General features: G+C 37.1%; 23 protein-coding genes. 11 read left to right on the forward strand and 12 right to left on the reverse strand.

Annotated features, from left to right (window positions below; all coding sequences use genetic code 11):
* Nucleotides 1–186: 186 nt before the first annotated feature.
* The gene (locus CQA43_RS08405; protein ID WP_115552150.1) at nucleotides 187–2292 is read right to left on the reverse strand and encodes an RNA degradosome polyphosphate kinase; all 2106 of its coding nucleotides are present in this window, start codon (nucleotides 2290–2292) and stop codon (nucleotides 187–189) included.
* 136 nt (nucleotides 2293–2428) lie between these two features.
* Here CQA43_RS08405 and purM point away from each other — a divergent pair, with 136 nt between their 5' ends.
* From purM to CQA43_RS08430, 5 genes are all read left to right on the forward strand, one after another.
* The gene (gene purM, locus CQA43_RS08410; RefSeq protein WP_115552151.1) at nucleotides 2429–3421 is read left to right on the forward strand and encodes a phosphoribosylformylglycinamidine cyclo-ligase; all 993 of its coding nucleotides are present in this window, start codon (nucleotides 2429–2431) and stop codon (nucleotides 3419–3421) included.
* Between the two features lie 107 nt (nucleotides 3422–3528).
* A complete protein-coding gene (locus CQA43_RS08415) occupies nucleotides 3529–4701 on the forward strand; it encodes an SH3 domain-containing protein (protein ID WP_181881672.1) in 1173 nt (390 codons plus the stop codon).
* Nucleotides 4702–4742: 41 nt separating this feature from the next.
* Nucleotides 4743–5531 (forward strand): shikimate dehydrogenase, encoded by a 789-nt coding sequence (locus tag CQA43_RS08420; RefSeq protein ID WP_115552153.1) that lies wholly within the window; start codon nucleotides 4743–4745, stop codon nucleotides 5529–5531.
* A gap of 39 nt (nucleotides 5532–5570) precedes the next feature.
* A complete protein-coding gene (gene hpf, locus CQA43_RS08425; RefSeq protein ID WP_115552154.1) occupies nucleotides 5571–6131 on the forward strand; it encodes a ribosome hibernation-promoting factor, HPF/YfiA family in 561 nt (186 codons plus the stop codon).
* Complete coding sequence (locus tag CQA43_RS08430; RefSeq protein ID WP_115552155.1) at nucleotides 6109–7401, forward strand: HD domain-containing protein; 1293 nt, start codon at nucleotides 6109–6111, stop codon at nucleotides 7399–7401. Before hpf ends, CQA43_RS08430 begins: the two co-directional genes overlap by 23 nt.
* A 203-nt stretch (nucleotides 7402–7604) precedes the next feature.
* Here the strand turns inward: CQA43_RS08430 and CQA43_RS08435 are convergent, their stop codons facing one another.
* Both CQA43_RS08435 and argB read right to left on the reverse strand, forming a co-directional pair.
* Entirely contained in the window at nucleotides 7605–8024 is a 420-nt protein-coding gene (locus CQA43_RS08435; protein WP_115552156.1) for a hypothetical protein, read from the reverse strand.
* 18 nt (nucleotides 8025–8042) lie between these two features.
* A complete protein-coding gene (gene argB, locus CQA43_RS08440; protein ID WP_115552157.1) occupies nucleotides 8043–8897 on the reverse strand; it encodes an acetylglutamate kinase in 855 nt (284 codons plus the stop codon).
* A gap of 53 nt (nucleotides 8898–8950) precedes the next feature.
* Between argB and CQA43_RS08445 the strand changes: the two genes are divergently transcribed.
* On the forward strand, nucleotides 8951–9898 hold the full coding sequence (locus CQA43_RS08445; RefSeq protein ID WP_115552158.1) for a D-2-hydroxyacid dehydrogenase: 948 nt from the start codon (nucleotides 8951–8953) through the stop codon (nucleotides 9896–9898).
* Between the two features lie 36 nt (nucleotides 9899–9934).
* A complete protein-coding gene (locus CQA43_RS08450; RefSeq protein ID WP_115552159.1) occupies nucleotides 9935–10384 on the forward strand; it encodes a YqaA family protein in 450 nt (149 codons plus the stop codon).
* 91 nt (nucleotides 10385–10475) lie between these two features.
* Here the strand turns inward: CQA43_RS08450 and CQA43_RS09945 are convergent, their stop codons facing one another.
* The 9 genes from CQA43_RS09945 to CQA43_RS08490 form a co-directional block, all read right to left on the reverse strand.
* The gene (locus CQA43_RS09945) at nucleotides 10476–10601 is read right to left on the reverse strand and encodes a hypothetical protein (RefSeq protein WP_281270121.1); all 126 of its coding nucleotides are present in this window, start codon (nucleotides 10599–10601) and stop codon (nucleotides 10476–10478) included.
* Between the two features lie 149 nt (nucleotides 10602–10750).
* Nucleotides 10751–11557, reverse strand: coding sequence for a DNA-processing protein DprA (locus CQA43_RS08455; protein ID WP_115552160.1), 807 nt, complete (start codon nucleotides 11555–11557; stop codon nucleotides 10751–10753).
* Between the two features lie 9 nt (nucleotides 11558–11566).
* A complete protein-coding gene (locus CQA43_RS08460) occupies nucleotides 11567–13696 on the reverse strand; it encodes a WD40 repeat domain-containing protein (protein WP_115552161.1) in 2130 nt (709 codons plus the stop codon).
* A 60-nt stretch (nucleotides 13697–13756) separates the two neighbouring features.
* Entirely contained in the window at nucleotides 13757–14869 is a 1113-nt protein-coding gene (locus CQA43_RS08465) for a divergent polysaccharide deacetylase family protein (protein WP_115552162.1), read from the reverse strand.
* An 8-nt stretch (nucleotides 14870–14877) separates the two neighbouring features.
* On the reverse strand, nucleotides 14878–15114 hold the full coding sequence (gene minE, locus CQA43_RS08470; protein ID WP_115552163.1) for a cell division topological specificity factor MinE: 237 nt from the start codon (nucleotides 15112–15114) through the stop codon (nucleotides 14878–14880).
* Entirely contained in the window at nucleotides 15111–15911 is an 801-nt protein-coding gene (gene minD, locus CQA43_RS08475; protein WP_115552164.1) for a septum site-determining protein MinD, read from the reverse strand. The genes minE and minD overlap by 4 nt, the downstream gene beginning before the upstream one ends.
* Nucleotides 15912–15989: 78 nt before the next feature.
* Complete coding sequence (locus CQA43_RS08480; RefSeq protein ID WP_115552165.1) at nucleotides 15990–16646, reverse strand: ribonuclease HII; 657 nt, start codon at nucleotides 16644–16646, stop codon at nucleotides 15990–15992.
* On the reverse strand, nucleotides 16646–19063 hold the full coding sequence (gene lon / locus CQA43_RS08485; protein ID WP_115552172.1) for an endopeptidase La: 2418 nt from the start codon (nucleotides 19061–19063) through the stop codon (nucleotides 16646–16648). Before lon ends, CQA43_RS08480 begins: the two co-directional genes overlap by 1 nt.
* An 8-nt stretch (nucleotides 19064–19071) precedes the next feature.
* The gene (locus CQA43_RS08490; RefSeq protein ID WP_115552166.1) at nucleotides 19072–19740 is read right to left on the reverse strand and encodes an outer membrane protein assembly factor BamD; all 669 of its coding nucleotides are present in this window, start codon (nucleotides 19738–19740) and stop codon (nucleotides 19072–19074) included.
* Between the two features lie 192 nt (nucleotides 19741–19932).
* Between CQA43_RS08490 and fliW the strand changes: the two genes are divergently transcribed.
* From fliW to CQA43_RS08510, 4 genes are all read left to right on the forward strand, one after another.
* Nucleotides 19933–20361, forward strand: a complete 429-nt coding sequence (gene fliW / locus CQA43_RS08495) for a flagellar assembly protein FliW (RefSeq protein ID WP_115552167.1) — start codon at nucleotides 19933–19935, stop codon at nucleotides 20359–20361.
* Nucleotides 20362–20371: 10 nt separating this feature from the next.
* Nucleotides 20372–21115: a pyrroline-5-carboxylate reductase gene (gene proC / locus CQA43_RS08500; RefSeq protein ID WP_115552168.1), complete on the forward strand. Its 744-nt coding sequence runs from the start codon at nucleotides 20372–20374 to the stop codon at nucleotides 21113–21115.
* Complete coding sequence (miaA, locus tag CQA43_RS08505; protein WP_115552169.1) at nucleotides 21112–22074, forward strand: tRNA (adenosine(37)-N6)-dimethylallyltransferase MiaA; 963 nt, start codon at nucleotides 21112–21114, stop codon at nucleotides 22072–22074. The genes proC and miaA overlap by 4 nt, the downstream gene beginning before the upstream one ends.
* 111 nt (nucleotides 22075–22185) lie before the next feature.
* On the forward strand, nucleotides 22186–23035 hold an 850-nt coding region (locus CQA43_RS08510), incomplete at its 3' end, for a cache domain-containing protein (RefSeq protein WP_181881673.1).

Here is a 23035-nt window from a genome sequence, read left to right on the forward strand (position 1 = left end):
CTTAAAGCAATACTAGATTATAGATTGCTTCGCTACGCTCGCAATGACAAGGCAAAAAGCCCCACGATGACAGAAAGAAAGGGCAATGACGCAGCAAGCCATCACGAGCAAGTTTTAACTTGCGCGGCAATCCATAATAGCCCGCAATTTGAGGGAATTGCGAGATTCTATGAAATCGCAGGAATCTTAACTCTCTTTGAGCATTCGTCTTGCAAGTTTTTTTGCCTTGACTTCTTCTGCCTCGCGTTTGAGTGAAGCATAAAGTGTATTCGTATGGTCCTCTAGCATTTTTTGGCTATTGGTTGGCTTTTCACCCTCTTTTGGCGCAAGCTTAATGTATTCTCCATTGCTTTGGAGTTCGTGTGCTTTTGCATTGTCTTCACTTTGAATCTTGATGATTCCAAAGAGTTTATCGGCTAAATTGTCTTCAAAAATAGGTGTCATAAGCTCTACGCGACGTTCTAAATTTCTAGGCATTAAGTCTGCGCTAGCAAAATAAATTTGCACTTTAGCGTGCTTGAAGTAGTAGATTCTTGCGTGTTCTAGGTATTTGCCCACGATAGAAATCACGCGGATATTTTCACTCACACCCTTAATACCCGGTCTTAAGCAGCAGATTCCACGCACAATCAAATCTATTTTCACGCCCGCAGCCGATGCCTTATAAAGTGCCAAAATCACATCGGTATCTACGATAGAATTTGCCTTTAAAATAATGCGTCCGTCTTTGCCTGCTTTAGTTTCGTTTTCTATTAATTCCAAAATTTTTGGCTTAATTTGCAAGGGAGCGGCAAGCAAAGTATTGAGTTTGGATTTATGAGAGAATCCTGAAAGATTGTGGAAAAACTTTGTTGCGTCTTGTGTAAATTCCCGCTTAGAAGTCATATAACTAATATCTGTATATATTTTTGCAGTGCTAGGATTGTAGTTTCCTGTGCTTAAATGCACATATTCTCGCAATTCTCGTCCGATACTTTTAATCACAAGGGCAATTTTTGCATGTACTTTAAGCCCCGGAACACCATAGATGACATGCGCTCCTGCGGATTCTAATGCACGCGCCCAATGCAAGTTGTTTTCTTCATCAAAACGCGCTTTAAGCTCTACTAATGCAGTAACTTGTTTGCCATTCTCTGCCGCCTCAATTAACGCCTTAACAATGGGGGAATTTTTCCCTACGCGATAGAGTGTCATTCGGATAGAAAAAACATCGGGGTCTTTTGCCGCACTTTGGATAAAATTCACCACAGGATCAAAACTCTCATAAGGTTGGAACGAAAGAATATCTTGAGAATCTAGCACAGAGAAAATATTTGCATTAGAATCTAGTGGGGGTAAGATTTTAGAAGTGTAGCTTGGGAAAGTCAATTTAGCAAAGTTTTTGTTGCCTACAATCTCCCAAAGAATATTGGAATTCATTGGTGCTTCGCACTCATAAATGTCTTCAGGAGTTACTTTAATATATTGCTCTACAAAGTTTTTTAGCTCCAAATCATCGGTTTTCTGAATCTCTAAGCGGATAATCTCTCCTTTGCGGCGGGATTTCAAACCCTCCGTCATTAGAGCCATAAAGTCATCACCCTCTTCCTCTTCAATCTCCATATCTGCATTTCTTGTAACTCTAAATGAAGTCCAACTCATCACCTTAAAGCCCGGGAATAACTCATTTGTAAATTCTGCAACAATGGAATCTGTATGGAAATAAGTATCACCTAAGCGCACGAATCCGGGTAACATTCGTGAAATACGAGTCATACCAAATTTAATCTCACTTGGATTGTCAATGCTTTGGAGTTTGAGTGCCAAAACATAGCTAAGGTTATTTAAATGCGGAAAAGGGTGTGTCGCATCTACCGCAATTGGCACAACAATAGGATAAAGATGATTGATAAAATATTCTCGCAATTCCTTTTTCTGATTCTTGTCCGCTTCATTATAGGTTTTGATACATAAGCCAAGCTTGCTTAATTCTTCTCTGATTTCAAAATAGCACGCCTCTAATCGTTGTTTTTCTAGTTTCAGATAACTACGAATCTCATCTAATTGCTCTTTTGGCGTCAATCTGTCTGGACCGCTCTCTGTAATGCGCGCACTATAAAGTCTTTTTAAACCTGCAACCCTCACCATATAAAATTCATCTAAATTTGTGCCATAAATAGCAATAAACTTTAAACGTTCTAAGAGTGGATTATTAGAATCCTGTGCTTCACTCAACACGCGCGTATTAAAGCGCAACCAAGACAACTCACGATTGATAAAATTTGCTGGCTTGTTAAAAGTATTTGGTGCCATTTTTACTCCTTTTGCTTAAATTGTTCTTATTTATTATAATAAAATTCGCATAAAACTTACCTTGAAAAAGCAACAATAAGGTTTAAGTTGTAATTTTGTATCATTTGCCTTTAAATTTATTGCGGGATAATCAACGATGGAAAAACTAAATTATAAAGATTCTGGTGTAGATATTGTAGAGGGAAATGCACTTGTTGAAAACCTAAAAGAGCTTGTGAAACAGACTTTTAATCCTAATGTCTTGGGTGGAATCGGCTCTTTTAGCGGGGCATTTTTACTTCCTAACAATTACAAAGAACCTGTTCTTTTAGCTGCAACAGACGGCGTAGGCACGAAACTAAAGCTTGCAATTGATAGTGGAATTTTAGATAGTGTTGGGATTGATTTAGTTGCAATGTGCGTCAATGATTTGATTTGCAATTTTGCAACTCCTTTGTTTTTCTTGGACTATTATGCCACAGGCAAACTCAATAAAGATTCCGCTTTAGAAGTCATTAGAGGAATCACGCAAGGCTGTTTAGAAGCAGAATGCGCGTTGATTGGTGGAGAAAGCGCGGAAATGCCCGGAATGTATCAACACAAAGATTTTGATTTAGCCGGCTTTGCAGTTGGAATCGCAGAACGCGCAATGATGCAGAGAGAATCACAAGTCAAAGCAGGCGACATACTCATCGCTTTGCCAAGCAGTGGGATTCATTCCAACGGCTATTCTCTTGTGCGCAAGATTCTTTCTTCTCATCATATTGCATTGGATTCCACATTTGAGGGAAAACCACTGATACAAACGCTCCTAACGCCAACTAAAATTTATGTTAAAACTTTCAAAAAACTACAAAACAAAATCAAAGCTCTTGCGCATATCACGGGAGGAGGGTTGATTGAAAACTTACCGCGCGTTTTGCCACAAAATGTTTGCGCAAAAATCATCACAAAAAATATCCAATCTCTACCAATTTTTGATATGCTCTGTCAATATGTAGAGGAAGAAGATAAATACAGAACTTTTAATATGGGCGTTGGAATGGTATTAATCGTGGAAAATAGCGAGGTGGATTCTGTCATTAAAGAATCTGGAGGATATGTTTTAGGCGAGTTAATCAATGGAGAAAAAGCTGTAAAATTTCTTTAATTTAAAAAAATTTATGCTATAATATAAAGATAAACATTGAACTTAAATCTTATTTATGATTAAGTTTTAAGTGTTTCAATTTTATCTACGAAAGTGAAATGATTTCTATGCTTGAAAGTCTAAAAAAATTTTTAAAAGTTTATCCATTACCAATTTTTGTGCTATTGCTTAGCTTTGTAATTTATTATTCTGCTTTTGAAATCATACGCAAAAAAGAAATTACTCCTATTGCTGCAGAAACGGAAGCGGATTCTATGCTTAGCAAAGAAAATAAAATCGCAACAAATATTGCAGAATCACCAACAAAACCTTTCATAGAATCCAATCCAACACAATCACAACAAGAGGTGCAGACAACAGAAAATTTATCCGCACAAGAGGTGCAAAATCAGCCAATACAGCCACCAAAAACTTATCTCTCTACAAATGTCAAATCTTTAAATATTCGTCAAGAGCCAAGCACAACTGCAGCTATTGCTGGCAAGCTCACACCAACAGAACAAGTGATTCTTTTGGAAGAGAAAGGTGATTGGATTCTTATTGCAGACGCAGGAGATGAAAAGCCGCTAGGTTGGATTATGAAAAAATTTAGCTATGAAATTACATTTCCAATTCAAGTTCTTTCACAAGAACAAAATATAGAATTGCCAAAATCTCTTGTCGCACCTGTTTCTACGACAGCTAACAAAATCTATGTTACCTCTAATGTGCGTTCTTTGAATATTCGTCAAGAGCCAAATGCAACCTCCGCTGTTATTGGCAAACTAACACCCTCCCATAAAGTAATCCTCTTAGAACAACGTGGGGAATGGATTATGATTGGAACATCTGAAGAGGGTAAAGTATTAGGCTGGATTCTCAAAAGCTATACACAAGAGATTCCAAAAGAAATTATGATTTCAGATACTAAACCCGCTAATGTAATAAATACGGAATCCAACCCAATTCCTGCTATGCCAAGCACACTTGTCCCAACACAAAATAACGCGCCCTTACAACAGACAATAACAAATGCTGCGAATGCGGAAATCCCAAATGTTCAAAATGCAAATACTCCGATTCAAAACACACAGGACACACCCATTTACACTTCCAAAGTTCCGAGCTTAAATATCCGCGAATTACCCTCCACAGACACGCCTATAATTGGGAAATTGACACCCAATGATTCTGTTATTATCGTAGAAACACAAGATGCTTGGGTAAGAATCTTAGATGCTAATACACCTTCTATCAAAAATGGTTGGGTTGTTCGTCGCTCTCTTGTTACAAGACAATAGCTTCAACCTCAAAACGCGACTTTCAAAAGTAAAGGAATCCTATGCAGTTTGCAGTAATTGGCAATCCGATTCATCATTCCCTCTCTCCTATTTTGCACAATTCTGCTTTCAAATCTTTGGGAGTCGTCGGCTTTTATAGTCGCTATTTATTAGAGAATCCCGAAAATTTTTCTAGCCTTAAAAATCTGCATTTAACAGGTGCAAATATTACCGTGCCTTTCAAAGAGATTGCATTTAAATCCTGCAATGAAGTCTTTGGAATCGCACAGGAAATTGGTGCAGTCAATACCCTTGTGTTTGAAAAAGAAAAAATACTAGGTTACAATACAGACGCTTTAGGATTTTATCAATGTATAGAATCCCTAAACCCAAAAAATACTTTAATTATTGGGGCAGGTGGCTCTGCAAAAGCTCTTGCTTGTATCTTAAAAGCAAAAGGCATCTCTACAACAATTCTCAACCGCTCGCAAAGCCGTTTAGAGAGCTTTATTGCATTGGGATTCCACACCGCAACTTTTGAAAACTTCACTCCAAAAGAATGTTTTGACCTCATCATCAACACTACTCCTGCGGGATTAACAAACGATTCTCTCCCCTTAGATTCTACGCTTCTTGCTCCACTATTAGATTCTACCAAGTTTGCTTTTGATTTGGTTTATGGGAGAGAAACACCCTTTCTAACGCTTGCAAAGAGTTTAAATATCCCCCATAGCGATGGCAAACAAATGCTGATTAATCAAGCGATTTTAGCATTTGAAATCTTTATGGAATCGCAAAAGATTCCAATAAACAAAACAATTTTGCGCCAGAGTATGCAAACTGCACTTTAATATGCTACAATAGCTCCATTCTAATTTAAAGGCAACCCTATGCACACCATTATCACTTCGCGACATTTTGAACTAACAGATTCTATTAAAGATTATATTTATCATTTAACCGAGAGTTTGGGAAAATATAATTTAGACATCTTGAGTGTCCGTGTCGTTATTTCCTATCAAGAAAAAAAGGGGCACAAAAAGGGCGAGAAAAAGAAAAAATGTCTTTTCAATATTGATTTGACGCTTTCTTTAGCTCACGCTAACACCGTAGTGATTAATCAAAATGACAAAGACCTTTATGCTGCGGCAGACCTTGCTATCTCGCGTATGCACAAAATCTTGCGTCGTTATCACGATAAAATCCATCACAAGCAAGCAATCCCAAGCGAAACTATTGTGGCAAATCAAATCTTACGCGATGAAGCAAGCGCACACAAGGGTGAGGACGAAATCGTGCCGATGGATTTAGATTTGCACAAGCCTTTGGATATTGAAGACGCGCTAGAGCGTCTTAAAAGTAGCTCGCAACAATTCTTTGTCTTTAACGACAAAGATTCCAAAATGCGTGTCATTTATAAACGAACTGATGGCAAATACGGGCTATACTAAACAAATCTGTCTCGTAGGCGGTGCAGTGCGCGACAAACTCCTATGCCTACCCATCAAAGATAGGGATTATGTCGCGGTAGGTTATAGCGAAAAAGACTTTAGCCATTTATCACGCGTGGGTAAAAGCTTCCCTGTTTTTTTGCGTCAAGATGGCTCGCAAATCGCCTTAGCACGCAGAGAAAAGAAAGTTTCCGCAGGTTATAATGGATTTTGCGTGCAAACAAAGCAAGTCTCGCTACAAGAGGACTTGAAGCGGCGCGACTTGACAATTAACTCTATTGCTCTAGATGAAGCAAAGGGCGAATATTACGACCCCTTTAATGGAATCCAAGATTTAAAAAACAAGATTTTGCGCCACACTTCCGAATCTTTTTGTGAAGACCCTTTACGTGTGCTTAGAATCGCAAGATTTCGCGCACGCTTTGGAATCTGTTGGAAAATCCACCCCAGCACAAAAGTGCTAATTTATCAAATGCGCAAAGAACTAGAATCGCTTGAGCCAAACCGCGTTTATCGCGAAGTAGAATCCGCAATGCAAGCCCCCAATACTTCTTTGTTTTTTGAAACACTTTTTGAACTAGGAGTTTTGGATATTATTTTTCCACATCTCTATGCGCTCACCACCTTAAAAGAGGGCAATTTACACCATTTAGAAGCCTCCGTGTTTGCACACACAATGGAAGTTTTAAAAATCACCGAATCGCTAGCAAAAACCCTCCAAGCAACACAACAAATTTCAAACAAACAACTTTTAATTTTGAAATTCGCCGCTTTATATCACGATATTGCCAAACCTTATTGTTATCGCCATTTTGGCAATTCTAGCGGACACGATAAGCAAGAATATATTTTGCCTGCTCTTGATATTTTTATTCCAAAATCTATCCAAAAACCGATGTTGCAACTCATCAAAAACCATACCAAAATTTACAAACTAGACGAAATGCGTCCCTCTAAAATAATAGAGTTTTTTGATTCTTTTTGCAGAGACAAATCCTTGTTAAACCTGCAAATTGCCTTGCTCTTCGCTGACAGAAAAGGGCGCATTGATTTGCAAGATTCCACAACCCAAAGCAAAGATTCTCCTTACGATTCTCTTTCCAATCAAGCTTTTAGACAACGCATACTTCAAACTTTTAATGCACTCAATGCTTATTCTCCCAAGCTCTGGCTAGAATCCCAAAAGAACCTCCCCAACGCACAAGCTATTAAAGCGCATATTTTGCAAGAAAAAATCAAGATTTTAGATTCTGTTTTTTATCAAGTCTAGTTTCAAATTCTCATATTTGTGATAATGTGTTGCGCACAACTTGCGTAGCAGTTTGCCTATGCGCAGTCATTGCAATGACAAGGCGGTTTGCTTTTGTCTTTGTGAGAAAATTTTCGTGGTGTGCGAAACACTCACCCACGAAGTGAAAATCCATACAAAATACGCAACAATTGGATAAAAACTTAAGTTACAAAATCTAACTTTTACTTATTTGTCAAGATTTTAATTTTTTCCAAACATTTATTTCGCAAACGATATAAAGTAGCAATCTCCATACACATTAGTCCAAATATCACAGAATGCATTGAAAATGTTGCTCGTTTATAAACCGGAAATTCTATACACAAAGAGAAAAAGATTACGACAAAAGATATAAGGGCTATATAGAAAAATTTTCTTCCCCTGTATTTGCGGTAAATTCCATAATGAAAAATGCTATAAATTAGCACGACAGGAATACTATAAAACATCAACAAAGTATAATGTGCTCTAGGTCCAACGCCAGAGTAGCTATAATCATACACTTTAGAAGCGTATTCCAAAGCACGCAATCCCATAAGGAAATTTCCAGATACTAAAAGCAAAAAAATGCAAAACAAAAAAACTTCCAATAAAATAGGCAAGAAAATCCTCATTAGCAATTATTCTGCTGTAAATTCTGTCCCAATTCCCGCACTTGTGAAAAGCTCCAAAAGCAAAGAATGCGGAATCCGTCCGTCAATAATATGAGCTTTCCCTACCCCATTTTTAACACAATCCAAACACGCCTCTACTTTTGGAATCATTCCACCACAAATCGTGCCATCGCGGTAGAGATTCTCGGTTTGAGCAATATTCAAGGATTCTATAATCTCGCCATTTTTATCCAATACACCTTTGGTGTCGGTTAAAAAAATTGCGCGCTTTGCTCCTGTGGCAATCGCAATCGCGCTTGCAGCAGAATCTGCATTGATGTTAAACCCCGGGTGTCCTGCTTCTTCTCCACAAGCAATCGGTGCAATCACCGGAACGAGATTTTGAGCAAGCAGATTGTCAATCACTTCACCGCGCGTTTCAATGATTTCACCTGTATAGCCATACCTGCCATTTTCCTTTGGCTTTGCTTGGAACAAAGAAGCGTCTTTGCCACTTAAACCTAGAGCATTCACCCCGTGAAAATTCAAAAAGGCTGTAATTTCTTTATTAATCTCCCCGCTAAGCACCATTTCTACGATTTTTAGTGCGTCAATACTCGTAACTCGCAATCCATCTACAAATTCACTTTGAATCTTAAGTGCGTTTAATAGCTCATTAATGCGCTTCCCACCGCCATGCACGATGATGGGCTTGATTCCCAACATATAAAGCATTACAATATCAATTGCGAATTGCTCCTTTAGATTCGGATTGATTTGCGCCGCACCTCCATATTTAATCACGATTTTAGAACCACGAAAAAACCGAATATAAGGTAGCGAATCCAAAAGAATAGAAACAATTTTAGAATAATTACGCATTTTGCCTCTTTATATAGTAAAATAATGCGAAATTATAACCAAAAGGATTGCAAATGCAAGAGAAAATTGTGTTTTTGGACGGACTAAGCTTGGGAGAACACGATTTGCAGGAAAAACTACTCAAAAAACTCCCAAATGTAGATTATACAGAGTATCCTACAACCACACCAGAACAGACATTAGAGAGGGCAAAAGGTGCTACAATCGTGCTTAGCAATAAAGTCGTATTAGATGCTCCTATTTTAAATGCTCTCAAAGAAACCTTGAAACTCATTTGCATTACTGCTACCGGAATGAATAATGTGGATTTGGAGGTGGCAAAAGAATGTGGAATCGCGGTAAAAAATGTCGCGGGCTATTCTACAAAAAGCGTGGCACAACACACTTTAATGATGGCATTAGCATTAAGTGCAAAGTTGCCGCTTTATGATTTTTTCTGCAAAAGCGGTTACTACACTTCTAGCGCACTTTTTACGAATCTTGCCAAACCATTAGAACTACTTTACCGCAAAAAATGGGGAATTATAGGACTAGGAAACATAGGACAAGAAGTAGCGAAGCTAGCAACTGCCTTTGGTGCGGAAGTTTGCTATTATTCTACTAGCGGTAAAAATCTCAATGCAACTTATCCGCACAAGGATTTAAAGACGCTTCTACAAGAATGCTTTGTTGTCTCTATCCACGCGCCACTAAATGACAATACGAAAAATCTATTAAATAAAAATAATTTGCATCTTATGCAAAATGGCTCAATTCTAATCAATGTCGGACGAGGCGGAATCGTGAATGAAGAGGATTTGGCAGACGAGTTAAAAAAACGCGAGATTTATGCGGGATTTGATGTTTTTACAAAAGAACCCATACCGCAAAATCACCCTTTCTTAAATGAAGAAATAGCTAATCAACTAGTTTTGACTCCTCATAATGCTTGGGGATATGAGGAAAGCAAATGCGTATTGATTGACGGGGTGATAAACAATATCACGGAGTTTTTGAAATAATTTAAATTTAATATAGAAAAATCATAAAAAAATTTTATGGAAACTTTAGAATCTCTAGGACTAGTGGGATTGTTACTTGTCTGCTTTTTGGCAAGCAGTCTTTATCCGCTAGGCTCTGAAGTCTTTGTGTTGGGCTTCGTATCCTTAGGATATTCCGAATCTATCGTGTGGTGTGTCGCCACATTCGGTAACACACTTGGTGCACTGACAACTTATGCGATTGGCTATTTTGGCAACGATTATTTACTCAACCGATACTTCAAAAACACGAGCCAAAAAATCCATCGTTACCAAGACAAAATCCAAAAATACGGATTCTGCTTTGCATTTTTTAGTTTTTTGCCCTTTTTAGGCGATGTGTTTGCCCTCGCACTTGGCGTTTATCAATATTCTTTTATCAAGGCGGTTTTCTTTATTGCACTTGGCAAAGGCTTGCGATATTTGGTGCTTTTGGGTGCATTTTCTTGGTGGCAAGCAGCAGGTTAAAACTTGCCATTGCGTCCTTGCAAGAAATGAGTTTTAGCAAGAGACGAAGCAATCTATAATCTTGCATACTTTAAGCTTTGCAATAAAATCTTTAAACCCCCTTGCCCTCTTTAGAATCCTTTAGCAAGGTTTGTATTATAGAATCACTTTTAGAATCGGATTTAGTAAAAATGTTTTGAGGGATTCCATAAGCGTTAAAAGCTTGTTTATTTTTCAATTCTTGATTCTCTTTTTCTAGTTTGTCTCTTTTCTATAAGACTTCAAAGAAAGTTTGGGTATTCGTTATAAATTACAGAGTCTTAAAATGAAGTGTAAAGGTTTTTTAATTTTTCTGTTTATTTGAGGTTGTTACGCAAGGGAACAAGTTTATTGCACTTCAATCCTGCCATTATGACGACAAATTTTACCCTCTAGTTCATATTCAAACAAAACTGCCCCAAACTTCAAAAACGCTTCCTCAAAGAGTGGATTGCCTTTACAAAATTCTAACACCTCATCTTTTACCGCTATTGTTTGATTTGCAGAATCCTGCTTGCATTCCTCTTGGAATCCTAGCAATTCTACAAACTCATCTATATCCCAAATCACTTGCGCTTTGCCCTCTTGAGCCAAACTTTGAGTGCCTTGACTTTGCCCTATCTGATGAGGTGGTACGAAGATTTGTTTGCCAAGCTTTAGTGCATAATTCGCGCTTCGCATTGACCCACTTTCTAAATCTGCTTGAGGGATAATCACATATTCTCCAAGACTAACGACCAATTTGTTGCGCTCCAAAAACGAAAAAGCGCGGGGAGAATAAGGAGAATCAAATGGACTTAAAATCAAAGCATCTCGGTAAATCTGCTGAATGATTTTTGCATTTGTGCGCGGATAGATAATGTCCAAAGAAGCAGGCGAAACCATAATGGTATTGGGTAAGGCATATTTATGTGCAATAATATCTATGCCAAGCGCGCCTCCACTCACAATTACCGCGCCCTTATTTGTAAGCTTGCGCGCAAGAGTTTGGGTGAAATTTTGAGCATAAGGGTTGGGATTCCGCGTGCCGACAATAGTAATTTTACGTGAGTTTAATAATTCTAAATTGCCGCAGTAAAAAATCTGCTTTAAACCCAAATACGACAATTCAGTCGGAATTGTAGGCAGAATCGCAAAATCTTTTAAGGACTCCAAACTATTTCTTTAGGATTCTTTTTGAACCAGATAAATGACAATTGTATCCACAAAACCATAACGACGATAACCATCACCCTCGCCATCACCCTCAAACTCATCTAGGATTTCTTTGGCTGGGTGCTCTTGGAGCAATCTAACTAATTCTATGCTTTTACCAAAACGTTCAAAATAACGTTTGATTGTAATCACCCAATTCACATCGGCACTTTGCAAGTTTTGCTGAATCTGACTTAAATAAGCTGTTTTTAAAAGTGAGCCAATTTTATCTACCCAATAATGCACTTCCATATACTCGCCAAAAACAACCATTGCGCGCTTTGCATCTCCTGTTTGCGCGTAGGTTTTTGCTTCTTCATAACATCTTAAAAAGTCTTTTGTGAAATCCTTAAACTGCTGCATAGAGCGCAAACTTTCAATTTCATCTACCAAGGAATAGACTTTTTTAATGTCTTTTGCTTCAATCGCTATTAAGAGATTCTCTTTTTGTTGCATTAGCACAATGCGTTCATTTGCTGCGCGCTTTAGTGTTGGAAAAACAAGAAGAGTTTCTGCAATTTTTTTTGCCTCATCGTAATGGAAGTTTTTTTCTAATTCAATCAGATTTGTGAGCATTCGCTCGCCCACTAAAAGCACTTTTTTATACAAATCCGTCTCGCGCAAGAATGAAAATTGAAAGGTTAAGCTAAAATATTCCTTGAAATTTTGCTTTTTAATCAGCATATCTGCTTTTTCAAACACATCGCAGTTACGCAAAAGCTGCACAATGAGTTCTTTTTTGGGCGTATTGTTAAAAGGTGCTAAAGCCTGCTCTGCCAAACGCTTATTGGTGCTTGCATTTTCCATAAGAAGTTTTTTGGCATTAAAAAATGCTTTATTCCAGATATTTTCTAGCTTTTCATAGGCTTGTGTTTTAACTAAAAATTTCGTTGTCTTTAGCATCTCGTAGGCTTTGGTGAAATCTTTTTTATTAACTAACTCTAAAAAAGTCTTTACCCCCTCCTTTTGAGACAAATAAAAGTCAAATTCATTCTTTTTTGATTCATTGACGACAAAGGGTGCAGTAAGTTCCACTGCTTTTTCTATTTCATTTTCATTCAACAATGCAATGGCTTCATTTAGGATTTCGGGCCACACTTCATCAAAGATTTTCGTCAAGGGGTGAATGCTTAAAAATACATTTTTATTAATCGCCTCACGTGCGCTTTTGTAATCTTTTTTTTGCAAACTAGATTCCAGCTCCTCTCTACCTTCATTATAATCAATAATCAAAAGTGCTCCGTCAATAGAACCGATATATAAATGTCCGTGAGAAAAAGCCAGTGAGGCTGTGCCAGCGTGTTCGTTGTTAATCTCCATAGCTTTTGAATTATCTTTCAAAGACAAGACATAAAGCATATCTGAACGCGTGCCAACAAGTGCGTAATTTTCTTCCTCTGTAATGGCAATACTTGTGGGCCAAAATGCAAAAGGGTATTCTTGCGAAATAATTTTGCCCTCTTTTAAGCTAAAAATAATGCTTGCATTGTTGCGACATACTAACAAAATTTTTTCATCGTGTTCAAAAAAACAAGAATCCTCTACAACATCGTTTGTAGCAAAATTAAAAGCGATTCTATGTCGCAAAACATCAAAAATCATCGTAAATTTATCAAATCCGCTAATTGCAATAAAATCGCCGCTTTTAGAAAAGCGAATCGTAGAAATATAATCCGAGCGCGCCAATAAAGAGGAAATAGCCAAAAAGCTACGTCCTTCATATAAAAAAACTCTTCCGTCTTGCCCACCTGTGGCAAAAAATCTCCCATCGTGAGAAAAAGCACAAGATTCTATATCGCCATCGTGGTCTTCTAATGTCGCAATGTGTTTCAAAGTAGAACCATTGAGTTCTAAAACAAATGCTTTCCTTTCACCCATAATAGGAAAACAAAAATAAGAATGCGGAGAGATTCCAAATGCGTGCGAATAACGATGCGGAGATTCTATATCTTTAATTACTCGGATACTTGTTCCAATATGTAAGTTTTGATTGATTTCAGAAATATAAAAAACATTATCAATACAAAAAGTGGAATCTTTTACACACGCAATATTTAAAATGCTCCCTTGTAGCTGGCGAGTTTCTGTTGGAGTTGTCATTGCGAATCCCTTAAAAATCCTAAAATTCTCAATATTTTAGCATAATTCTTTATAAAATTGTTATGGTGCAATAATTTCATTCACATATACAAGCTCTACCCCGCTTTTGGATAGATAATTTTCTGCATTTTTAAGAGCTAGCAAAGTCTCTTTGTGAGGGTGTCCAATCGCAATAGCATAACCCTTAGTCTTCGCTATTTTCACCGCTTGGATTAGATTTTGTGTAATTTTTGAAATATTCAATTCATTATCCAAAAACACATCACGTTCCAAATAGTTGCTTTGGCAAGGATTGAGTTGCCCCATAGAATGTGTAGAGTAAAATACACTTGTTTTGGTATTGGGAGCTGTTTTGGAATCAAGAAAACTAATTTTATTTTTATTAAGCGTCTCTAAAAGTAGCGTCATAGAATCTAAATCCTGCGTGAATTTACTCCCTGTATGATTATTGATATAGGTAAGTGTTGGAAAATCTTGCTTAATTGCTTGGATTCTTTGTTGAATTTTGTTTTGTGAATCTCCAACAAACAGCCATTCGTGCTCTGCTTGATAAAAGTCCAATGCCTCAAGTGGCAAATGCACCATATAAAAAGGAGCGAGTTTCGCAATTTTTGGAGTTTTTGGATTCGCCTTGCTTTTGGGAAAAAGCGAGGGAGTAATCTTGTAATGAATTTTAGTTATTGCCTGATATTGTGCGAAATTCCCAATATCATCAATAATAATTGCAAGCTGCGGCTTCGTTCGGCGACATAGTGCAGATTCTTTTGTTTCAGATGAATTTTCCTGCATTTTAGCAAGAGCGGATTCTTTTTGTGTTTCTTGAGATTCTTTTGTTGCATTAGATACGACTTGTTTTTTAAAAACCTCCGAATTATCTGTGTCTTGAGGTTGTGTTTGGGAGATTTCTTTTGAGGATTCCGCGAGAGAACTTGCCTTAAGTGCTTCTAAATTTTCTTTCAAAAAATCAATATTTTTTTGGATTAACTCTGCATTGCTTTGCATTATAGTCGCATTTGATTCCTTGCTTGATATGATTTTTGAGACTTGAGAATTTTCTTGTGTTTTTGTTTGCAAGACAGGTTTTGATTTGGGAGTTTTGGGGATAAAGTTAAAGCTAAGCAATACGAGCAATAATGCAATAATACCAATAGTTATGGGCTTTACTTTATCCATATATTCAATTATTTTTCTAATAGAATCTCAACTTCAAGTGTATTAAAATTTTGATTTGAATCTGTTTTCATATCAATTTTTTGAGCTTTTGTGTATTTTTTAATCACTTCTAGTATCTCTTCTTTCATTTGCTCCATATAAGGCACATTAATTGCGCGTTCGTGAGCTAAAATCAATGTTAAGCGGTCTCTTGCTTCCTTAGCAGAAGATTTTTTGCTACCGAAGAATTTATCCATTAAACTCATGAAAATAACCTTCCAAAGAATCCCTTTTTGGCTTTCAATTCCAAATAGGGTACTTCTTCACCCAAAATCCGTTTTGCAATATTTTGATAAGCAAGAGCAGAAAGAGAATTACCATAAATCACAGGTTCTCCCGTGTTAGTAGAAGAGATGATTTTCTCATCTTCTGGCACAATTCCAATAAGAGGCAAAGCAAGAATATTTAGCACATCTTCTACACTTAACATTTCACCTTTTTCTACCATTTCAGGTTTTAGTCTGTTAATAATCACATGCTTTAGCACTTCTTGCCCTTCTTGCGCCTTTTTGCTTTTTGCATCAATGATTCCAATCACCCTATCTGCATCACGCACGCTCGAAACTTCTGGTGTTGAAACAATCAATGCGCGGTCAGCCAAAAAAATAGAATGCTCAAATCCCCCCTCAATTCCTGCTGGAGAATCCAATAAAACAAAATCAAATTCTTCTTTGAGTTTATGAATTAACCCTGAAACTTTTTCTTTGTCTAAAATATTTTTATCCTTGCTTTGACTTGCGGGCAAAAAATAAAGATTTTTAGTTTTTTTATCATTGATAAGAGCTTGGGAAAGATTGCACTCCCCCTCCATCACATTGACAATATCATACACGATACGATTTTCTAAGCCCAAAATCATATCTAAATTACGCAAACCAATATCAAAATCTACCGCTACAACTTTCTTACCCACACTTGCCAACCCCACAGCAAGATTCGCAGTTGTTGTGGATTTGCCCACACCACCTTTGCCGGAAGTAATCGTAATCACACATCCACTCAAAATCACACCTTCAGTTTAAAATTAAGCTAAAAATTGTAGCTTTTGAAGCATTTAATATAGATTAAACATAAAAAAATTTTAAAAAAGGCTTGGAGTTAAAAGCGACTTTAGACGATAACTTTGGCGATGAACTGGGCAAAATCCACATTTCTGAATCTTCTCTAAATGTGCTTTTGTGCCATAACCCTTGTTATGAGCAAAATCATATTGAGGAAATTCCTTGTGCAATGCTAACATTTCAGAATCTTTTACACTCTTTGCCAAAATACTTGCTGCGCTGATTGTATGAAGTTTGGAATCTCCCTTGACTAGAGTCTTTAAATGAGGAATCCCAAAGGCACAATTTCCATCAAACACATAAAAGGGCGCATTTAAAGAACTTAAAATCTCAAGCAAAGATTCCTTTATGCACACGCTCAAGCCCTTTTCATCAATTTGCTTAGAAGTTTTTTGGACAATATGGAATCGCGCACAAGATTGAATCTCCACACTCAAAGAATCTCGGACAGATTGGGAAAGCTTTTTAGAATCTTTAATCCTCTCCAAAAGACTTTGAATAGGAGATTCTAAGACAACTCCACAAACAAAAAGCGAACCCGCTATGCAACCTCTCCCGGCTTCATCTATCCCACAAACTTCAGGATATTTTGACAAAGGAATCGTGAGTGATTCTAAGGTTTGCTGTAAAGCATTAGAGGACAAAGCAAGGTTTATCAGAGGATTCTGTTTGGACATTATTTCAAGACAAATCGCAAAACTTCTTTAAATTCGCTGACAGGGTGAATCTTCAAGCCATCTCTTACCTCTTGTGGAATCTCGTCCATATCACGTTCAAAATTTTTCTTTGGAATCAGTACTTCTTTCATACCCGATTTATAAGCAGCAATGAGCTTTTCTTGCAAACCGCCAATAGGCAAGACTTTGCCTCTTAAAGTTAGCTCGCCCGTCATTGCGACATCACCCCGCGCTTTTTTGTTTGTCAGCAGTGAAGCAAGTGCGCTCGCAATTGCGATTCCTGCACTTGGTCCATCTTTTGGTGTTGCGCCCTCTGGCACATGCAAATGCACATCTAAGCGATTATAAACCTCACTTGCACTAGGTTGGATATTTTCTTCTTTTTCTTTTGGGGTTTGAGGGATTAACTTACAATCCACCTTGAGTACTCCACTATCAATCAAAGATTTCACATAAGAATAGGCAATTTTCGCACTTTCTTTCATCACATCACCCAAATTTCCTGTTAAATTCAAGCCTCCCTTGCCTTTGATTTTAAGTGCTTCAATCTTTAGAACATCGCCCCCTACGCTCGTCCAAGCAAGCCCATTAACCAATCCAACCTCTGCATTTTTGTTTGCATTTTCAAACTCAAACACGATTTTGTCTAAAAATTCGTGTAAGTTTTTGGAAGTGATTTGCACTTTTTCTTGCGGAGATTGTAAAATGTTTTTTGCCACTTTGCGCAAGATTTGTGCAATCCTACGACGCAGATTCCGCACTCCTGCTTCTCTCGTGTATTTCTCAATCAGCATTTTTACCGCACTAGGCGAAAAGCTAATCTCGCTATTTTGCAAACCATGTTTTTTCAGCTCTTGGGGAATTAAATATTTTTTGGCAATTTGTTCCTTTTGGCTTGGTGTGTAGCTATTAATATTGATAAACTCCATTCTATCACGCAAAGGTGCTGGAATCGCGCTCACATCGTTTGCCGTTGCGATAAAAATCACTTGTGATAAATCCAAATCAAAATTTGTATAATAATCTCTAAACTCCTTATTTTGCTCTGGGTCAAGAATCTCTAACAACACAGAGGAAGGGTCGCCACGAAAAGAATTATGAATCTTATCTATTTCATCTAGCACCACAACTGGATTCATTTCTTTTGCGTCAATCAAACCCTGCACGATTCTACCGGGCATTGCACCAATATAAGTGCGACGATGTCCGCGCAACTCATTGACATCTTCTAAACCACCCAACGCAATTCGCACCAATTTACGCTTCAAAGCAGTGGCAATAGAGTTTGCAAGGCTTGTCTTGCCCACCCCCGGAGGTCCGTAAAAACACAGAATCGTTCCTTTATTTTCATTGTTATTTCCTTTGCCACGCAATGCAAGCAACTCACGCACAGCAAAATATTCCACAATGCGCTCTTTTGGCTTTTCTAGCGCAAAATGGTCTTTGTTAAGCTGCTTTTCTACCCCATCAATATTCAGCGGTTTTTGTGCAAACAAACCAAAAGGAATCTCTAAAACCAATTCAATATAATTTTGCAACAAATTCGCATCTGCGCTGTCTTGGTGCATTCTTGAAAGTTTGGCAATTTGCTTGGAAATCTCCTTATAGGCGTCTTGGCTCATTTTGTTTTTTAGTTTTTCTAGTTTTTGGCGATATTCTTCTATCTCTGCGTCTTTACCAACATCTCCGCCCAACTCTTTTTGAATCTGTTTTAATTGCTCTTTTAAGAAATACTCTTTATTGACTTTTTCCATTTGAGAATTAACTTTGGTTTTAATTTCTTTTTGAATTTGCTGTGCGCGAATTTCCTCCATTACAATTTCAATGAGACTTAAAAGTCTTTCTTCGGGATTATTTTCTTTGAATATTTTATAAGCTTGGTCTTTTTTAAGCCGAATCGCACTCGCAATCAAATCTGCTGCACGATTAGGCTCCATTGTCTCGTTAATGCTTTTGAGTAAATCTTGAGGAAAGTTTTGAGAAATATTATAAAGATTGCGCAATCTTTCTTTCAAAACTGCCAAAATCGCTTCTATGCGCGCGACATCAAAGGGTAGAGAGATGATGGGTTCAATCTTTCCTTGCAAGGGCATTTTAGATTCTACATTCAACAAACGCCCACGACTTAATCCTTGAAACAGAATCTTAACGCGCCCTTCAGGCAATGCGACACGACGCATAATCACACCAATCACACCCACATCATAGAATCCTGTATCACTCTCTCCAAGCATACTAGTTTTAGAAGCAGTGATGAAAACCAATTTATCTTGAGATTCCATTGCAACTTCAATGGCTTTTAGATTTTCTTCATCACTAACAAATAAAGGTGCAATCATAAAAGGATACAAAAACATATCCTCTTCTACGATTACAGGCAAAGTTTTTGGAAATTCTCCATAACGTTCTAATTGCATATTTTCTCCTACCATTCAAAGATTCTTTGATACCACGGAGAATGCGCTTCTTTATAATAAACTTCTTTAATCCAAGCATTTTCATTGATTTTTTGCTGATAAAATTCAGCCGCATTCTCCTTGCCTCTGCGCTCATAAAGCTTAATAATTTCTTTATTGAGACTTAAATTTGCTAATTCAAGCTTTAAAAGCATTGTATCTACCATAGGGCGATAGCGCGAATAAGGATATTTTTTGTCAAAGGCTTTTGCTTCATTGATGGATTGCATTAATAATTTTTGGTCGCGGAATTGCTTGCCAAAAGCAAAATAATTTGCCTGTAATTTTAAATATTGCACAAAATCTATATTTTCTGCATTTCCAAAACGTTTTGTAAATTCATCAAAATAGAATCCCGCAAGCAAATATTCTTCTTTTTGCATATGTGCTCTTCCCAAAATCAACATTGCCTCACCTAGAAGCGGGGAATTTAAATGCTCACTTTGCAAAGAGACGAAATAACTATCGGCTTTTTCTAAATCATCGTTACGAATTTCTTTTAACATATTTTGATACCAATAATCCGCGGGTTTATTCACCTCATCTAGTGCCAAACCGCTATTGGTTTTAGAAGAACACGCGCCCAAAAAAACAAGAATGCAAAAACCATAAAAAGAAAATTTAATCCATCGCAACATAAAATAAATTCCTTAAAAACAAAGTTAAAAATTATAAAAATGGTCGTAATTATAGCGGATTTGACATAGATTTTATAATTTTTTTTTAAAATCAAATTGATTTTTTGCTTTTATTGCGATAAAATCTCACGCAAAACTTTTAGTAAAATTATTTCTATGATTTTTAAACGCTCATAAGCGAAGGAAAAAACAATGGAATTTGTAGTAAAATCTCCGATTTTAGGCTTTGAACATATCCACAAGATGGCATTAGAAAAAATCTCCAAAGACGATGAAACTTTTATGCAATTAAAAAGTTGCGAAAACGATGGCATTTCCTTTACTCTAGTGAATCCTTATGTGATGCGTACAGATTATGAATTTGAGATTCCATCTCCCGTAAAAGCACTTTTAGATTTAAAAGGCAAAACAAACACCGACCCACAAAACTCTAAACTCGTCATCTTAAACATTGTTTGCGTGAAAGAACCCATTGAAGAATCTAGCGTTAATTTTCTAGCCCCTTTGCTTTTTAATTTTGAAACTCTTACAATGGCGCAAGTCGTTTTAGAAAATTTCAAATATGAGAATTTCGGATTGTCCGAACCTATTTCAAAATTCTTTGACTTCTCCAAACAATAGAAACTCCGCAATGCAATCCTTAATTCTTTTGGGCTATGGCAAAATGGCAAAAGCCTTAGCACAAGGCTTGAAAAACAAATACAAACTATTGGTCTGCGGTCGCAATCTTGCAAAAGTTCAGTCATTTTGTGAGGAATTAAATTTAACTCCTTTATTTTTGGAAAACTCTACGATTCCATTAAAAGAATCCGATGAAATCTTGCTTTGTGTTAAGCCTTACGCACTCAATCAATTCCGTTTCAATGGCAAAGCAAAGTGCGTTTATTCTATCTTGAATGCCACCAGTCTTGAAACATTAAAAGCAGTCATAGAATCACAATATTATATTCGGGCTATGCCAAATATCTGCGCAAGCGTTGGACAATCTATCACGAGTTTGTGTGGTGATTTGGCTTTCCAAAAAGAAGCAATTGCTATTTTTGATTCTATTGGCAAAAGCGTATGGCTTGAAGAAAAGCATTTTCCTTTAGCCACTGCTTTGGGTGGTTGTGCTCCAGCATTTCTAGCCCTTGTTGCCGAATCACTCATTGATAGCGGAGTAACCTATGGTCTAACACGCGAAGATTCTACACAAATTGTGCGCACATTATTTAGTGGTTTTGCTAGTCTTTTAGAACAAAATCACCCCACATTGCTTAAAGAGAATGTGATGAGTCCGGGAGGCTCTACTGCACAAGGAATAGCGACTTTGGAAAAACATGCCCTTAAAAACGCTTTTTTAGAAGCAGTTTTGGCTTCTAAAAACTTCGCTTGAAACCAAAAACTCTTGCGATTTTAGGTGGCAGTGGTGCAGGCAAAACTGCTCTTTCTTTGGAACTCGCTTCAAACTATGATTGCGCGATTCTTTCATTAGATTCTTTAAGTGTTTATCAAGAAATTAATATTGCTAGCGCAAAACCTAGTTTAGGGGAGAGAAAAGGGATTCCACATTTTGGTATAGATGTATTACACCCCAACGAATTGCAAAATATTCATAACTTTATTCAAGAATATCATCGCGCGCAAGCATTTTGTCAAAAACACAACAAGCACCTCTTAATTGTAGGCGGCACAAGCTTCTATCTGAAAACTCTGCTTTGTGGGCTTTCACCCTCTCCCAAATTGTCTTCGTCTGAAAAACTAGAAATAGATTCTACGATTCATCATCTTGGTGATTTAAATGCACAATATGCGTATTTAAGACGAGTGGATTTACCTTATGCAAGCAAACTCAAACCCCAAGATTCTTACCGCATTGTGCGTGCATTGGAAATCTATTTTTCCACACAAACTGCACCGAGTGTTTATTTTGCCAACAATCCCCCCAAACCAATTTTAAAATCTTGTGAAATTTTTGAAATTTATTTTGCGCGGGAATTGTTAAGAACAAGGATTCAAGAACGTACACAAGAAATGCTAAATAAAGGACTTTTAAATGAAGTGCAAACACTTATTGCGCGCTATGGAACGCAACATCAATGGGCAAAAAGTATTGGCATTAAAGAAACATTAGCATATCTCAACTACCAAAAATCTTGGGATTCCTCCTCTACCAAACCACAATCTCCCATTTTTTCTTTAGAATCCCTTAAAGATTCTATCTCTTTGCACACAGCCCAACTTGCCAAGAGACAAGGCACCTTTAACAAAACACAATTCCCTCCACATTTTTGTGGCACCGCAAATGAAATTTATTCTCAAATTTCCTCACAAATTTTTTGTAATTTTTGCTAAAATGCCAAAATATTTTTAAAATTTATATATAGAAAGTATTAAATTTTTAAGATTACATATTGTATAATGAAATTTTAAATAAAATTTAAGCAATGCAAGAAAGGGTGGCTTATGTATAAAAAATTGTCATTGAAAGCAAAAATCTTGGTGCTTGCGCTTGGAATCATCGTGAGCTTGATAAGCATATTTGGCACGATTGAATATTTTAAGCAAGATATTATGCGAGATACAAGCATGGAAGTGCATAAGGCTGTGAGTGAGGAGGTAGAGCAAAAAATCAAGCTTTCTACGGATACTCTAGCAGAATCCCTAGGAGAGCTGATTGTAGGCTTAGATGAACCCTCACAAATCGCAATTATTGCAAAAGCTATTGAAAACTTCCGATTTGAATCAGACAAAAGCGGGTATTATTTCGCTTACAAAGAATATACTCCCGTGGCTCACCCTACGCGCAAAGACTTGATTGGCAAATCACTTTATGAGGCTAAAGACGCCGATGGAGTTTATTATGTAAGAGACTTATTCCAAACCGCAAAAACACAAAAACAGCAAACCAAATTTGTGCATTTTTCTTTTAGCAAACCTCTTCCTGATGGCACACTTGGCACAGCACAAAAAGTTGGTTATGCGACAATGATTCCAAACACTCAAAATATTTGGATTTCCACAGGTGTTTATGTGGATACTTTAGGAGAATATACAACAAAAATTTCTCACGATATTATAGGATTCATTGACTCATCACTCTTTAAAGCTTTTGTGATAGGAATTGCTGTTTTACTTGTGATTCTCGCTCCATTGTTTTGGGGATTTTATAGCAATCTTACTTTTAGCGTGCGAACCATACAAAGCAATCTTACCAATTTCTTCTCCTACCTCAACCACGATACACAAACAGCCAATCTCATCAAAATAGAATCCCACGACGAATTTGGCATTATGGCAAAAGAAATTAATCAAA

The organism is Helicobacter ganmani, from assembly GCF_003364315.1.
Taxonomy (GTDB): Bacteria; Campylobacterota; Campylobacteria; order Campylobacterales; family Helicobacteraceae; genus Helicobacter_D; species Helicobacter_D ganmani.